Origin of the sequence: Candidatus Brachybacter algidus (genome assembly GCF_016707225.1) — a bacterium.
Taxonomy (GTDB): domain Bacteria; phylum Bacteroidota; class Bacteroidia; order Chitinophagales; family Saprospiraceae; genus Parvibacillus; species Parvibacillus algidus.
On the sequence record NZ_JADJID010000003.1, the window covers coordinates 751,400 to 767,166 of the forward strand.

General features: G+C 36.0%; 11 protein-coding genes. 10 read left to right on the forward strand and 1 reads right to left on the reverse strand.

Annotated elements, in window-relative coordinates; translation table 11 throughout:
• Positions 1-79: 79 nt before the first annotated feature.
• The 4 genes from IPI15_RS13005 to IPI15_RS13020 all read left to right on the forward strand — a co-directional run bounded on the left by IPI15_RS13005 (position 80) and on the right by IPI15_RS13020 (position 9,137).
• Positions 80-5,887 carry an HYR-like domain-containing protein gene (locus IPI15_RS13005; protein ID WP_287420594.1) on the forward strand — a complete coding sequence of 1,936 codons (5,808 nt, stop codon included), beginning with the start codon at positions 80-82 and terminating at the stop codon, positions 5,885-5,887.
• A 222-nt stretch (positions 5,888-6,109) separates the two neighbouring features.
• On the forward strand, positions 6,110-6,817 hold the full coding sequence (locus IPI15_RS13010; protein WP_287403469.1) for a hypothetical protein: 708 nt from the start codon (positions 6,110-6,112) through the stop codon (positions 6,815-6,817).
• 177 nt (positions 6,818-6,994) lie between these two features.
• On the forward strand, positions 6,995-8,251 hold the full coding sequence (locus IPI15_RS13015; protein ID WP_287403467.1) for a hypothetical protein: 1,257 nt from the start codon (positions 6,995-6,997) through the stop codon (positions 8,249-8,251).
• Between the two features lie 55 nt (positions 8,252-8,306).
• A complete protein-coding gene (locus tag IPI15_RS13020) occupies positions 8,307-9,137 on the forward strand; it encodes a hypothetical protein (RefSeq protein ID WP_287403465.1) in 831 nt (276 codons plus the stop codon).
• Positions 9,138-9,305: 168 nt separating this feature from the next.
• Here the strand turns inward: IPI15_RS13020 and IPI15_RS13025 are convergent, their stop codons facing one another.
• The gene (locus IPI15_RS13025) at positions 9,306-9,929 is read right to left on the reverse strand and encodes a hypothetical protein (RefSeq protein ID WP_287403464.1); all 624 of its coding nucleotides are present in this window, start codon (positions 9,927-9,929) and stop codon (positions 9,306-9,308) included.
• 1,015 nt (positions 9,930-10,944) lie between these two features.
• Here IPI15_RS13025 and IPI15_RS13030 point away from each other — a divergent pair.
• The 6 genes from IPI15_RS13030 (at position 10,945) to IPI15_RS13055 (ending at position 15,754) form a co-directional block, all read left to right on the forward strand.
• Positions 10,945-11,376: a MarR family winged helix-turn-helix transcriptional regulator gene (locus IPI15_RS13030; protein WP_287403462.1), complete on the forward strand. Its 432-nt coding sequence runs from the start codon at positions 10,945-10,947 to the stop codon at positions 11,374-11,376.
• Between the two features lie 9 nt (positions 11,377-11,385).
• Positions 11,386-12,996 carry a serine hydrolase domain-containing protein gene (locus IPI15_RS13035; RefSeq protein ID WP_287420597.1) on the forward strand — a complete coding sequence of 537 codons (1,611 nt, stop codon included), beginning with the start codon at positions 11,386-11,388 and terminating at the stop codon, positions 12,994-12,996.
• Between the two features lie 366 nt (positions 12,997-13,362).
• Positions 13,363-13,854 carry a WG repeat-containing protein gene (locus tag IPI15_RS13040; protein ID WP_287420598.1) on the forward strand — a complete coding sequence of 164 codons (492 nt, stop codon included), beginning with the start codon at positions 13,363-13,365 and terminating at the stop codon, positions 13,852-13,854.
• A gap of 34 nt (positions 13,855-13,888) precedes the next feature.
• Positions 13,889-14,527, forward strand: coding sequence for a lipase family protein (locus IPI15_RS13045; protein WP_287403456.1), 639 nt, complete (start codon positions 13,889-13,891; stop codon positions 14,525-14,527).
• 54 nt (positions 14,528-14,581) lie between these two features.
• Entirely contained in the window at positions 14,582-14,974 is a 393-nt protein-coding gene (locus tag IPI15_RS13050) for a VOC family protein (protein ID WP_287403454.1), read from the forward strand.
• Positions 14,975-15,451: 477 nt separating this feature from the next.
• Positions 15,452-15,754 carry an ArsR/SmtB family transcription factor gene (locus IPI15_RS13055; protein WP_287420600.1) on the forward strand — a complete coding sequence of 101 codons (303 nt, stop codon included), beginning with the start codon at positions 15,452-15,454 and terminating at the stop codon, positions 15,752-15,754.
• Positions 15,755-15,767: the final 13 nt, after the last annotated feature.

Genomic DNA, 15,767 nt, shown 5'->3' on the forward strand with positions numbered 1-15,767 from the left:
ATTTCTTTGTGTAACAGCATCAAATATAATTTGGTGTAGATTTAATCTTTAGTATTTAACTATTTTTTAAACCTACTACATGAAATTTTTTAAAAACTATTGCGCATTTATTGCGCTGGCATTGCTATGCCCTTTTTCAAACTACGCCCAGGCACCTCCAATGGGTACCGCTTATAACTTTGCTATTTTCACTTCCGCAGGAGATTTCCATAATTTAGGGACCTCCACCATTACAGGAGATATCGGAACAAATGTCGGTGTATTAGATGGCTTTCCTCCGGGAATAGTTGTCGGTAGCATACATACTATTGACCCTGTTACGGTGCAAGCTGCCGCTGATCTCGGTGTGGCATATGCTGATCTTGCAACAAGAACATGTAACAATGTAATAGGAGTCACATTGGGCAATGATCAAATATTGTTTCCCGGCGTTTATTGCACTGGAGCTGCTTCTACGCTAAATGGCAATCTAACGCTAGATGGCGCAGATGACGAATCATCTATTTTCATATTTCAAGTAAATGGAGCTTTCGCTAATACCGTCAATTCTACCATTACTTTAATCAATGGCGCCAAAGCTTGTAATATTTACTGGCAGATCAATGGAGCATTTGCCCTTTTGGATAATTCAGTATTCAAAGGAAATGCCCTTATAAATGGTGCTATAAGCCTACATACGAATAGTAATCTGGAAGGAAGAGCCCTTTCCACAGCAGGTGCAGTTTCCACAGAATCAGTAACAGTATGTGCGCACACCAAACCACCTATCGTCACATGCCCGCCTAGTCTGAGCTTTGCATGTGCAGGAGATGTACCTGAAGCCGACCCGGATGAAGTTGTTGCCACAGAATTATGTGGTGGTGATGCAAACGTTATTTTTGTTTCCGATGTTATTACCAATGGAGACTGTTCAAACCAATTCTCTATCATAAGAACTTACAATGCATCTGATGTTTGTGGAAATGCTGCGACTTGCACCCAAAGCATATATGTCAATGACAGCATCGCCCCTACCATTACCTGCCCTAATAATATATCCATAGCTTGTATAGGACACTTACCATCCTCAGATGTTGAATCAGTAACTGCTTCGGACAATTGCGGAGGTATCCCAGTAGTCACAGTTAGCGCAGATTCCACGGGGACAATCACTGATCCAAACAACTATAATATTTATAGAAAATATGCTGCCACAGACGCTTGTGGTAATATCAGTTACTGTACTCAAGTTATAACTGTGAATAGCACGGGTGGGTTATCTATTTCTTGTCCTGACAACATTTCATACGCTTGTGCAGGAGATGTAAATCCGGCAAACTCAGAAGAAGTAACTGCTAGTGCAGGATGCGGTGGAAGTGTTACAATTACTTTCTCACCGGACGTAATTAGTAATCAAACTTGTGCCAATAGTTATACCATCACCAGAACCTATACCGCGACTGATGCAACCGGCAATTCAGTGAGTTGTGATCAGACAATTACCATTTCAGACGAGGATGCTCCGACAATAACTTGCCCTGAGGATGTCACAGTGGGATGCAGTGCCGATGTCCCGGATGCGGATACAGGCTCCATTTCTACTGAAGATAATTGCGGTGGAACAGTCACAGTTACAGTTGATGCAGATGTGATTACTGATGTCATTGATATTGATAACTATACCATATTAAGAACATATCATGCTACTGATTCCGGCGGAAATACATCTGATTGCACACAAACTATTACTGTCAGCAGCGATGTCACTTTTGCTATCTCTTGCCCTGATGCAATCACTGTTAGTTGTGCATCAGAAGTTCCGGATCAGGATATTGAATCAGTTGTAGTAACTACCTCTTGTGGCGGATCATATGCTGTGACCGTAGGAGTCGATGTCATTACGCCAGGTAATTGCGCAAATGCTTTTGGCATTGTCAGAACATATACCGCCACGGATGGACAAGGCAACTCAGTTTCTTGTACACAATCTATTACCGTTTTTGACGATATAGATCCTGAGATCACATGTCCGGACGACATCACGGTTGCCTGTCCATCGGAAATTCCTGACGCTGATGTCTATTCAATAATTGCCACTGACAATTGTGATGGTGCGGTAGTGGTGACAGTTGGCCAAGACGCTATTACAGATTATGTTGATGCCAATCATTATACAGTGTTAAGGACTTATCAAGCCACAGATGTATGTGGCAATATAGCTACCTGCATACAATACATAGTGGTATCAGGAGGTGGACAATTTACGATCACATGCCCTGGCGCACTTGCTGTTAGCTGTGCTTCAGAAGTTCCAAGTCCGGACATAAATAGCGTTACGATAAATGCAAGTTGTGGCGGAAATATCACAGTTACAGTAGCCTCTGATGTAATTTCAAATTTAACTTGCCAAAATAATTATACGATCACCAGAACCTATACTGCTACGGATGTTACTGGATACAGTGTTAGCTGCGATCAGACAATTACTGTATCGGACAACATAGCACCCTTAATTACTTGCCCTGCCACTGTTACAGTTTCTTGCGCTTTGAACGTTCCTCCAGCCAATGTAAATAGCATTGTAGCTACAGACAATTGCGGATCTGCTTTAACGATTACTGTTGCACCGGACGTCATCACAAGTCTAGGATGTGTCAATAGATATCAGATCAGTAGAACTTATACCGCGACAGATGTATGTGGTAATAGCAGCAACTGCACCCAGATCATCAACGTATTTGACAATGATGGGCCGGTGATTTCTATTCCGCCTGCTATAGCAAATATTTCATGTGGTGATCCACTTCCTGTTCAAGTAGTGCTCACAGCGACGGATAATTGCAGTGGAGCAACTGTTACCCCATCTATTGACCCATATATAGTAAATGCATGTCAAGGATATCCAATTACTTATAGATGGACTGCATTCGATGAATGTGGAAATATCACAACTGCAACAAGAACTTTCCAGGTATTGCCTGATACAAAACCCCCTATCATAACACCTATTAATCCTAATTTAATTTCTGGTACCACCAATGTAAATTGTCAGAATTCTAATCCAAACTGGAATCCATTCCCTTATACAGTAGCTGATGTATCAGCAGTAGATGTTTGTAGTAACGTTTCTGTTAGTTATAAAAAAGAGTTATTAGCAACAGGTGAATGTGGAGTAGATGATTTCATTAGTAAATGGTTATTAACTTGGACTGCAACAGATGATTGCGGCAATGCTGGTGTATTTACTGTCACATTAAATATAGTAGACGTAACACCTCCGGTATTTGATTCATTGCCAATGGCTACGATGTCAGTTGACTGTAGCAATATCCCGGCAGCATCAATAATTACAGCAACAGATGAGTGCGGAGATGCATTTGTGACCATGTCAGAAAAGATAATTCAGGGTGACTGCACTGGAAATTACACGATTGAGAGAACGTATAAAGCGAGCACGGGAGATTGTGATTACAAAAACTATTTTACCCAAATTATCCACGTAATTGACAATACACCACCTGTAATTTCTTTTAATAATTATCCCGGAAATAATTACCAAAATGGAGATACAGTAGATATTGACTGTGAATATTTATCTGCATTGCAATTAAATGCCGCTAATGTCACTGTTTCAGACTTTTGCAGTACAGCATTAGCACAGTTTGATATGAATTATAATTATGCTGAAAATTGCGCTTCAAGTGGATTTCTATATAATGTCAGAGCCGTTTGGACCGCAAAAGATGATTGTGGCAATGTTGGCGAATTCGTTCTTAATTACAAAGTAAGTGACCATACACCTCCCCAACTGTCGAATATACCTGCCAATATTTGCGCATCACAAATACCTTCTATACCAACAAATATTATTGCAACGGATAATTGCGGTAGCGTTAAAATAGCTTTTAATGAGACGCTTCCTGTAATGTGTGAAAATAATTTACTTGTACAAAGAACATGGACAGCGACTGATGATTGTGGCAATATCGCAAGAGATTCACAATTAATTATAATCAAAGGCTCTACATCAAATTTATCTTTTATAGTGAATATCATTGAATTTAAAGACAAGCCTGATAGCAGTGAGATCTTTTTTGAATCTATTATAGGTCACGAATCGGGAATGCCAAATATTACCGCAGAAAATATAATAATAAGTAATAGTTGCCTGGATGAAAATAAGGTCGAAATAGAAACCAAATTAATAAATTCAGGTGATTGCATAGTTGATGGATATATGTATGAAGTTCAGTTAACAATTACCGTTACAGACATATGTGGGAATTCAGCAACATTGACCTATTTTGTCAAGATGACAGATACCACACCACCTTCAATTGATGCACCAGCATTCGTCAAAATGAAATGTGGTGAAAGCGTTCCATATCCGCAAGTAACTGATAATTCCAATGGGGCATTAACTGTAAGTTTTGTAGATAAAAAACCAATAATCACACTTTGCATAAATGAATCACCTTTTGAAAGAATGTGGACTGCAAGTGATAATTGTGGCAATACCTCAAATTTCATGCAGATAGTAACGATAGTTGATGACCAAGGTCCAGTCTTGACGGGGATTCCTAAGGATGATTGTGGGAGCGCAACAATTCCACCTGTTGTAACTGCCAGAGATGCATGTTCAGGATTGGATTATCCTGTCACTTTTACTGAGACTGAAGGTAATACTGACTGCGGAAAAGTCATAATTCGCACATGGACAGCAACCGATAATTGTGGAAATATTTCTATTGACGCTCAAAGAATATTCAACAGAGATCTTATAGCTCCTGTGATCAAGGTTACGAATCCAGATCTAATTAAGTTGCAAAATGGAGGAACATTCGAATTGGCTTGCGATGTTGAAAAAATTCCGAATATGTTGGCTTATTATGGAGTCAATGCCGTGTCAGCGAGTGACAATTGTGGTGGATATGTTGATCTGAAACTTGAGACAAAATTACTTGATGAAGGTAATTGCAAAGCAGATGGATATATAGCTAAATACTTATACATCTGGACTGCAATAGATCCGTGCGGCAATGAAAGTACATTTGAATTAACCGGCAAATTTATTGACAATACAGCGCCTGTATTTGAAAATATTCCTCAGGACATTACGCTGTACTGCAATGATGTGATGCCGGAATTTAAAACAATCAACGCTACAGATTGCTATCTTGATAATATGACGAAGCAACAAATTCTAGTTCAAACCGTGGACAACAGTACTGCATATAACCGTATTTGGACAGCAACCGATTTGTGTGGAAATACTTCCACCGCAATACAAATAATTACCATTAAAGGTTCAGGTCATAGTTGTAATATTAATCTGCCGGAAGGTCCTATTAGTTGTGCAAGTATTGACAACATAATTACCTCTACAATTACTGGCGGACAGGGTCCATTTACATATGAATGGGAGTTGGTTAATTGCGACGGATATATTTCAGGTGGACAAGGCACAGATAATATTAAAGTTGTAAATGGCTATACTGTTGTCAATATCTCATTGAAGGTTACAGATGCTAAAGGTTGCGTTTCATATTGTACTGCTTCTTTTGACTGCGTAGAAGGGAACGATGTCGTAGGAGACTTAATCAATGGACATGAAATAATTCAATCAGTAACTGCGAATAAGACAACTTTGAATGCCACTATTTCAATTTTTCCTAATCCGGCAATAGATGTTTTTCAAGTAACAGCAGAATCCTATACAGGTGAATATGTCGTCGTGCAGGTAATCGATATTTTGGGAAAAATAATTAAATCAGAAGTATTGAAAGAAATGCCTTACAAGGGTATTGAGATCAACTTGCATGACCAGGCTGAAGGGATTTACCTTGTCAATATCTTGAAATCAGGACATGAACCACTTATGAAAAAAGTAATGATCATTCATAAATAAAATTTTTTAGGTAAGTAGGTTTTTACAGGCTATCGTTGAGAGACGGTGGCCTTTTTTTATAGAATTCAATCCGCAAAAAAGTGTCTTGTATTGAAAAAAGATGGAATTTGACACTGTAACAACTAATCATTTAGCTAAAATGAATCATATGCGATTTTTCAATTATTTACTAACTTCGCATCCTCATTACCATCAAATCATAACAGTCAATAATCAAACAATATGGCAGAAAATCAGCAACCGGAATGCGACATCAATAAAACACAAGAAGTTTTAAACCTTTTTCAAATACCAAGAGAAAAAAGAGGAGAGGAATGGATCCAAAGGTTTCATGATGCTGTCAAAACAGCAAGTTTCGCTAGTGTAACGCCTCAAACTACCACCGGACCTGACAGATTTCCTTACTTTGTGTTAAATACGCCAGAGCCAAATCAACCATTTACCTCTTTCTGCATCAGTAACTTGACTGAGTATTTGATTCAAAATGGTCTTGGTGTAGTTATTAATCCGGTAGAAGGTGATGTCGACTGGGTTTTTTCTTACGGGGATATTCTCAATTTATATCTGAGAGGCGAATTTCTAACTAATGAAAATAAATTGCCGGAATATGGAACAGAGAAAATAGAGAAAGATGACCAAATACTTGTGGCTCAGCCATCCGAAGAATATTTGCCTAGAGTCACTCGTGATATTTTGAAATCATTTCTTATCTATACCGGAGTTGCCAATCCAAAGATCATGATGTTCATCCAAAAGAGGGATGGTCAGTCTTATCAGCAATTAGCGTTTAATGTCCATCCTGAAGATTTTGGAACTAATGAAGATCTTAATTTCAGATTGCAGCAAATAAGCTGGTTTCTACCTAGGCACTACATAGTTTCTGCATTTCCAAAGTCTTCAAATTTGGTAAATAACTTGGTGGATCTTTAATTTCTTCTAAAAATGTCATGCTCAACGGATATAGGATTGAAATGTCGATAAGGTTTTGTTTTGAAAAATAATCCATCAGGCAGCAAACTTCAAACAACAAATGAAATTTAATTTCAAAGTTGACATTTCCATTTCCTTTTGTTACATACAATTATTTAGCAAGAATCAAGTATTAAATTGAGTAATTATAATAGAATATTTCCCAAAGAAACAACTGAAGGACACGTCTCTTTAATTGGAAATTTAATAATTACTAAAAGTAATAATTCACTTTATGAATCTGAAATTGATATCCATCAGCTTTTATACATTTATATAGTAGTCGACCGAGATGGACGTTCCCTGCTCTTCTTTTTTGATCATTATCAACATTGGATACCAACTGATTTTACAGGTTTTAGAAAAATGTATGAAGATTTGTCAAATTTACTTGTAATAAATGAAGTGATCTTATTTCAAAATATTTTTAAAAAGGAGAAGTTAAAAAAATTAATCTGGCGGAAACTAATTTCTTCAAACTATCAATTAATTTCGGATAAAGTTAATCATGACTATACCAAAGGAATAGAGATTCAATCTGATAACATTACCTTTATTGATTGGGATACTATTGCTAAATCATACAAAAACATAGAAGGCATACATTATGAACAATCGCCATATGACCAGACAATTACTAAATTTAATTATCCTGTGAGAATTGGTAATGTAATTTTAAATGAACTTACTGCCTTTGAAAATAAGCGGGATGATGTCCCAATTTTACATTTTTACACTCAATGCTACAATGATGACAGCTCAGATAAAAGTTATTTCGAGCTCAGAGATCAATTAATACAAGACTTTGGGGATAAAGAAAGCTATTTGGGTTATGAAAGAGATGACCAAAAATGTTACTCTTTTAACGCTGAAGGAATGACCATTTCAATCGTTTATACATATGATAGTGAATATGGATTTGAAGGAGGTTATACGTCTATAGAAATAAAAAACAAAAGAGAATATCCTGAATTATTGATCGACTCAGAATACGAAAAAAAAGGTCAAATAGATGATTATCTTTATATAGATGAGGAAATTGAAACCTCTTCAAATTATAAATTTAATCCAAGGATAAAACAGAAATTTTCAAAGTTGAATGCCAACATGATCAATAAACCAATAATTTGGATGGACATTAAAAACGACAGTATTGGATTTGCTTACAAAAAATATTATCAGGTATTTAAAAGAAGCCAAATAAAAAGTTTCTCGATCCAGAATGTATTACCGGCCAAGGGCAGCGGAGGAGGATATTTGCAGATCAATTTATCAGATAATTCTTACACAAATATATTTAGTGGCAAGTGTCATATTTTCGACGAATATGTTAAAAAAATATCCGGATTAACTGGCATTCAGGTATCAATAGCAGAAGAATATTACGATAGTTAAATTCCTCTTTTTAATTGACAAATTTGATAACATCATTGCAATCTTAATTCATCTAATGCCTGAAAATAAAATAGATAATTGGTTTGGAAATATCAGTATCATTGATATTCATAACAATCCTTCCGTGCATAGAAAGGAAGCAAATGAAATGCAAATCATGAAGGAAAATAGTATTAAAATAGTGCACTATCCTGATTGTCAGCAAATAATACTTTGGCTTCCCGAATATTACAGTAATTATAATTCAATAATTATCAAAGAGAAGAGCACTGAAAAAGTTATTTTTGATAATAAAATTGATCAAATTATCAGCGGAAGCATTCAGTTCATAATAGACAGTCTTTTCATCCCACCCGGGACTTATGAAATAATTATCCTCAATAATTCAAGCGACAAGCATATAATTGAATTTATTAAGCATACAGATGATTATATTCCTTCAGTCAAAGCTGTTGAAAATACTTCTACTAATGAACTTGAAACCATCCTTAACCAAATTGAAAAGGAAGAAAAAGAAGCAATTATTTACCGGGACGGCATCGGAAAAATCATCCCAAATGTCGACTTAGAAATGCGGGAAAAAATTCTGAATGAACTTGCTGGAAAATTCACTAGAAAGGTCGAATACGAAGGAAACTTGAGATCCGGAATTATTATTTATGTCGAAAATGATAAAAGAGTAAAATTCGACACAGAGATGGGTGGGGGAAATTGCCTATTTTATGTCTTCCTTCCAAACAAAGAACGATGGGAAGGTGCCACTGGTATTCCAATTTCTGAAAGAGATAATGTACTCGAATTTATCGCCATCAGTGCAAATCGTGACCAGGCGAGTAGTTGTTATTATGAAATCACGGAGGATTATATTACGTATTACAGAAGATAGGTCGCTCAGCTTTGGTCTTTGGGTTGTTTCAATTTGGTCTTTAGGCGCGAGTTGGCACTTTAGTTATTTACGTAAAATAATTTATTCTGTTGACACTAGTGCACTCTCAACTGGTCAACTGGTTAACTGGTGCACTGCACACCCGTTAACTTTCTTCCAATGCACTATTCAAACTTTTTTCTTCTCCATTCGATCTAGTGCATCAATCACTTCACTCCTATTTTTCGCACTCTTAATAAATTCAGGAAGCTTGTCTACCATCGTCATTTTAAGTTTGCCGAGGGGTCTTTCACGTAATTGTGCAGCAACATAATTTCTGATCTCATTCAAGTGCGCATGATTGAATGCCCAAAGAACATGTCCCCTTACTTCATCCTGATACCAAAGTGGAAGACCAAACGCTGGATCAATGATTCCGGAATCATTATACTTCATCATATATGACTCCCAATTTTCTGCAATTTTATTGATGGTCTTACAATTAGGGCAAGTCACTTTCACAAAGGGTGGAATCTCCTTTCTGTCTTTGATATCAGGATCCAAAGGTGTTCTGCACTCATGACAAACTGCCTTTCCTGTAGTTTTAAAACGTGTTCTTTCTGAAATTTTTTCAGAAAAATGACAATCATTACATCGCAGTATGGCATTGTTATTGTCATATGGTCCGGGTACTTTGATGATGGCTATTCCATCGCATTTTGGGCAATGAACCACAAACTCTGACATAAAATCATGCAATTTCATTGGTTCACCGGTAAATCTTCTAAGATCGTTTTCTTGAAATAAAGTCATAATTAATTTTCACTTAAAAATTTATATGCTAACAATATATTAGCAAAACGTTACCAAAGCAACAAATAATGAGGCAATATGAAGAAAATTATTCGTCGAATCTACATTAAATTATGCATTATAATTCGGCTTTAACTATTACAACCAATGACCGATCGGAACCAAATTTGTCCTCAGACAAATCCCTCCGTATCCTCAAAAACCATCAATTGGTAAAGTAATCTTAAAAATTAATCAAAAACTACCCAAATTACAATTCAAAAACCCTCAATGAAACTCTGAGTCTTCTCCGTTCAACTCTGTGATACTTTTCACTAAATCTTTATAAAACTTTGAGTCGACTTTGTGAAACTTTCTGATATAACAAGTCGCTTACCCTAATGAAGAAAGAGTAACACAAAGTTACACAAAGGTTTTGAGCACATTTCAAAATTACAATTCCTTTAAATTATGATTGCATTTCATCCTCTAACATATTTTAAGTTGCACAAAGAAATTTGACTTACATCAAATACTGCACCGATTTCAGAGTAACTTTAACCCGAAAAAACATACCTCTGTGAATCTCTGAGTCTTCTCAGTGAAACTCCGTGATACTTTTCACTCAATCTTTGTGAAACTTTAAGTCGACTTTGTGAAACTTTGTGATATAGCAAGTCGCTTAACCTAATGAAGAAAGAGTAACACAAAGTTACACGAAGGTTTTGAGCACAACTCTAAATGACAATTCCTTTAAATTATGATTGCATTTCACCCCTTTTACTTTTTTTAAGGTACACAAAGAAATTTGACTTACATCAAATACTGCACCAATTTCAGAGTAACTGTAAATCGAAAAATATACCTCTGTGAAACTCTGAGTCTTCTCAGTGAAACTCCGTGATATCTTTTCTAACCTCCTGACCTTCTCACCTCCTCCTTATCTTTGTGAAACTTATCGTCCCAACACTATTCCTTAATTAAAAAAAATTGTCACTTTTATTGATATATCAATTATATTCGTACCAAAAACAAGTTGGGAAAGAAAGGCTTAAATGATATTATATTTTACACGTTAGAAAAATCTATTAAATCTTATCGTCAATATGCTCAGAAGCAATTGATAATGAATAACTTTGACATTACTATTGACCAATGGCTGATTTTGAAGTCCATCAAAGAAAATTCTGGCCTGACGCAGCAACAAATTGGAATAAACGTTTTTAAGGATTATGCTTCTGTGACACGCATTATCGAATTGCTTGTTAAGAAAAACTACCTCCAAAGAGTGGCACATACTGACAAGAGAAGATTTATTTTAAGAATGACCAGCGAAGCAGAAGACTTGATGCGTTCTATTCAAAAGGTCATTAATGCCAATAGGAGAAAAGCATTGGATGGCATCGACGAGGATAAGTTAATGAGTTTGAAAGAAACTTTGAATAAAATAATTGACAATTGTTCATAAACGTTCGCTATGAGACATATTATTCTACTTTTGTGTTTAGGATTTGGCACTAACTCGTATTGTAAAGGTGCAGACAATATACCTATGATCGATTCTCTCATCAATCACTCTATAGAGAAGAAGATGTTTTCCGGTTCTGTACTTGTCACTAAGAATAATAAAGTAATCTACCAAAAAACCTATGGCTTAGCGAATGCTGAATCTTCAAGAGTTATAGATCAAAAGACCTCTTTTAATCTTTCTTCGTTAACAAGGACTCTTACTACCAGTTGCGTGCTAAAGTTGGCTGATCAAGGCAAATTAAATCTCGGTGATGAAATGCGAAAATTTATTCCGGATTACCCTTTTGATGGAGTAACTATAAAGTCTTTTCTTCAACAGAATGAAGGAAATAATAATGAAGTACAACTTAGATGCTCCGGGAATTCTGCAGGCAATCTCAGCAATTACAAAGCCCGGAATGATGCATATAATGGCGAGGGAACACTGTTAGACAACAAATGTGATTTTACCAATTATAATTGCAGTAAGGAAAAATACCTCAACGATAATTATCTCATGCTTGCTCAAATTGTTGAAAAAGCATCAGGAGAAACTTTCAAAAATTATGTACACAAGAATATTCTTACTCCATGTGCTATGGACAATACTTATGTTAATAATGTAGACACTTTTACCAATAAGGCTATCGGATATCGATATTCCTATTTTACAGAACAATTCACGCCTTATTCGAATACTTTTTTAGAGCCTGCTGATGCCAATATTTATTCAAATTGTAATGATTTATTAAATTTTACGAATAATTATTTCTCAGGAAAATTAATATCTAATGAAATGGTCAAAGAGGCGACTACCTCCGACAATTTCATCAGAGCTAATCGCTCCATTTACGGAGGAATTAGTCTTATTTTATTAGGTTTTTGTTTGTTGCACCGACCGTCGAAAAAAGGATTCTTAGCGCTCGCTGCCATATCAATGATAGGAGGAATGACGCTGACGTGGTCAGGATTTTACAATAAGAAAAGTGAATTTCGCGACTTTGCAATGGGTTGGGAAAAGATGATTTACAACAAGGAAGAAGTTACCTATCAGACTGGAAATACTGGTGGCGCTAAAAATATTTTGTGGCATGAAAATTCAGGTCTAAACATTATAATTCTTTCCAATAGCACTACTTGCCCCAATTACGCACTGGCCAAGGGGATATCAAATATAGTCCATGATCAACCACATCAGGTCCCTTCAAGTCCATTGGCTTATATTTATTGTGAAAATCTCAGAAAATCAAGCGATATAACCGAAACTTTAAGAAAGACAAAGCAAGAATGGTTGAAAACAGACTATATAAACTCTAAATACAATGATGAAGAGGAGAAAATCAACGAATTAGCAAACGAACTGATGTCAATAAATAAAGTTCCGGAATCTATTGCTGCCTTCAATTTGGGCGACATGCTCCAAAATAAAAACTTAGCCAAAACAGATACTTACTCCGATGTATTGACAATATCAGGGAATACATTGAATTCAATGTTTAGCATTACGAAGGAGGAAAATCGTGTAAAACTTCCGGAGAATGTAAGGTCACAGAAAATGGACAACCCTATTGAGAATTAAAAAGTTATATTTCTTTTTAGGTTAGATTTATGAATTAAATACGCAAATTTTTTTCGGTTGGTGCGAGTTTTTAACTCGTGACCTTTCGAAGCTATAAACTTTTTTTTACCTATGGATCCAAGTAAATAGCAAATAAAGTAATTTCATTATTTCGAATATAAGCATTAAGAATACGACTAAAGTCCATTTAGTTCACATTTTCACTGCATCGACGAAATCCAGCGGCAATCTATTCAGTACACAATTAATAAACCCAATATAAGTGAATCCTCTCCACCTTCAATTGCCTTTTGTTATAACTCAGACCCAAAAAAAGCGCAACGTTATTTATCTTTATGTTTTCAGTTTTTTACCTAATTTTAGCATATGAATACTATCATTAAAATATTGCAAGGATGTTTACTAGTAAGTATCTCAGTGCTCATTTCCTGCCAGTTAAAACATTCTAAGGCTTACATTGAAAATGATGTTGCTTCTCCGGCTGATTCTTTTGAAATGAAAGATGATCAAAATATTCAAACAGATACGGTTTCTAAATATAGCATGGTGAGCGACGACGGATTCTTCCTCATGGACAATTCAGGCAAGAAAATATATGAAATTTTTCCCTATGACAATGGACCTGATTATGTCTCCGAAGGATTGCAGCGCATCATTAAAGATGGAAAAATCGGATATGGAGACCCTATTTTGGGAAAGGTAATAATACAACCAATATATTCATGTGCCTATCCCTTTGAGAATGGCCGAGCCAACGTAAGTATAGATTGCACAACGATTACTGATGGCGAACATTCAATCTGGGAAAGTAAGGAATGGATGTATATTGATAAGAATGGCAATAAAGTCGAGGATTAATTAGTTACTTCATTACACTAAAAACCATAGCATCATGCTTGTATTTATTATACATTGTTGGATAATAAGCTTCCATCCATCACCGGCAGATTCAGATCATCTTTTCTTCTTGCATAATAGATATCTGGAATCAAATGACCTAAATAGACCACATGATGTCTATGGCAAAATGGAATACAACGAGATCATCACAGCATTTAAAGCCAATGGATTCGAAGTTCACAATGAAATACGTCCTACAAATACCGACCCAAAAGTATACGCTCAAAAAATAAAACTTGAGATTGAAAATCTGATCAGTTCAGGAGTATCCCCTGATCACATTACTGTCGTGGGAACATCCAAAGGCGGCTATATTGCTCAGTATGTCTCCACCTATCTTGCCAATCCTGAAGTTAATTTCGTGTTCATCGCCAGTGTGATGAAAGGAGATGAAAATACATTTCCGGAGATCAATTTCTGCGGAAATATTTTGAATATTTATGACCTTTCTGACACCTCCTTTGTTTCGGGGATTAAAAGAAAAGAAACGTCAAAATTAAAGATAAGCCGATATCAAGATATTGCCATCAATACCGGATTGAGTCACGGCTTTTTATTTAAAGCGATGAAAGAATGGATCGATCCGACAGCACTATGGGCGTATAGAAAATATGATGAAATTCATGAATAAGGCCATCTATACAACCATTCTTAAAGTGATTTCTATCATCGAATAACAAAAAGTATGAATTTAAATCAGGTAACAGTTCCTAGTCATGATTTGGAAATTGCCATACCATTTTACGAAAAATTAGGCCTGAATCTCATCGTTAAAGCCCTCCCCCACTATGCCCGATTCGAATGTCCGGATGGAGAAAGTACATTTTCTTTGCATCAAGTCGATCAAATAAATCCTAATAATGACATCTGGGTATATTTTGAAGTCGACCAACTCGATCAAAAAGTAGCTGAATTAATTAACCTTGGAATTCAATTCGATGAGATGCCGGAGGATAAATCGTGGCTGTGGCGTGAAGCACGGCTCAAAGATCCGGATGGAAATCAACTCATCTTGTACTATGCAGGTGAGAACAGGAAGAATCCTCCGTGGAGGGTGATGGGGATGAGTAATGAGTAATGGGTAATGGGTAATGGGTAATGGGTAATGGGTAATCGCCAAGTTGTCAAATTACTTTTAACTCCATCTCTGCTGCTTATAAAATCCGTGTAATCTTTTAATCCGTTTAATCCGTGATTCTGACAGATGAGTAATATGTAATGGGTAATGGGTAATAGCGCAAAGATGTCTATTTACTTTAACTCCATCTTTGCTGATTTTAAAATCCATGTAATCTTTTAATCCGTTTAATCCGTGATTCTGACAAAAAAGTAATCAGTAATTCAATTCATTTTTAGTACTCTTTCATCTTCGCACTACTGATCAACCTGGAAACTTATATTATGAAATAAATGACCTTTGTGGTAAAAAATCTTCCCCTAAAATCAGTTCACTCCTAAAATAAATTCCTCCACATAGAAAATATTTCTCAATTAACTTGCGTAACCAAATAGTTACACTTATATTTGTAACCGAATAGTTACAAATAAATATATCATGAGACGAGATGTTTACCAAGCAATAGCAGACCCAACCAGACGCGACATCATAGGCATGCTGGCATATGAATCGCTTAATCTAAATGCCATATCTGATAAATTTGAAATCAGTAGGCCTGCCATCTCTAAGCATATCAAAATACTTACAGAATGTGGACTAATAACAATTGAGCAAAAAGGAAGAGAACGCTTTTGCATTCTTCAACAGAATCGCCTGGACATTGTGAAAGATTGGATCGAAAGTCACAAACAATTTTGGAATGACAAACTAGATGCTCTTGATCAACATCTTTCAAAATAAATAAATCAAAACT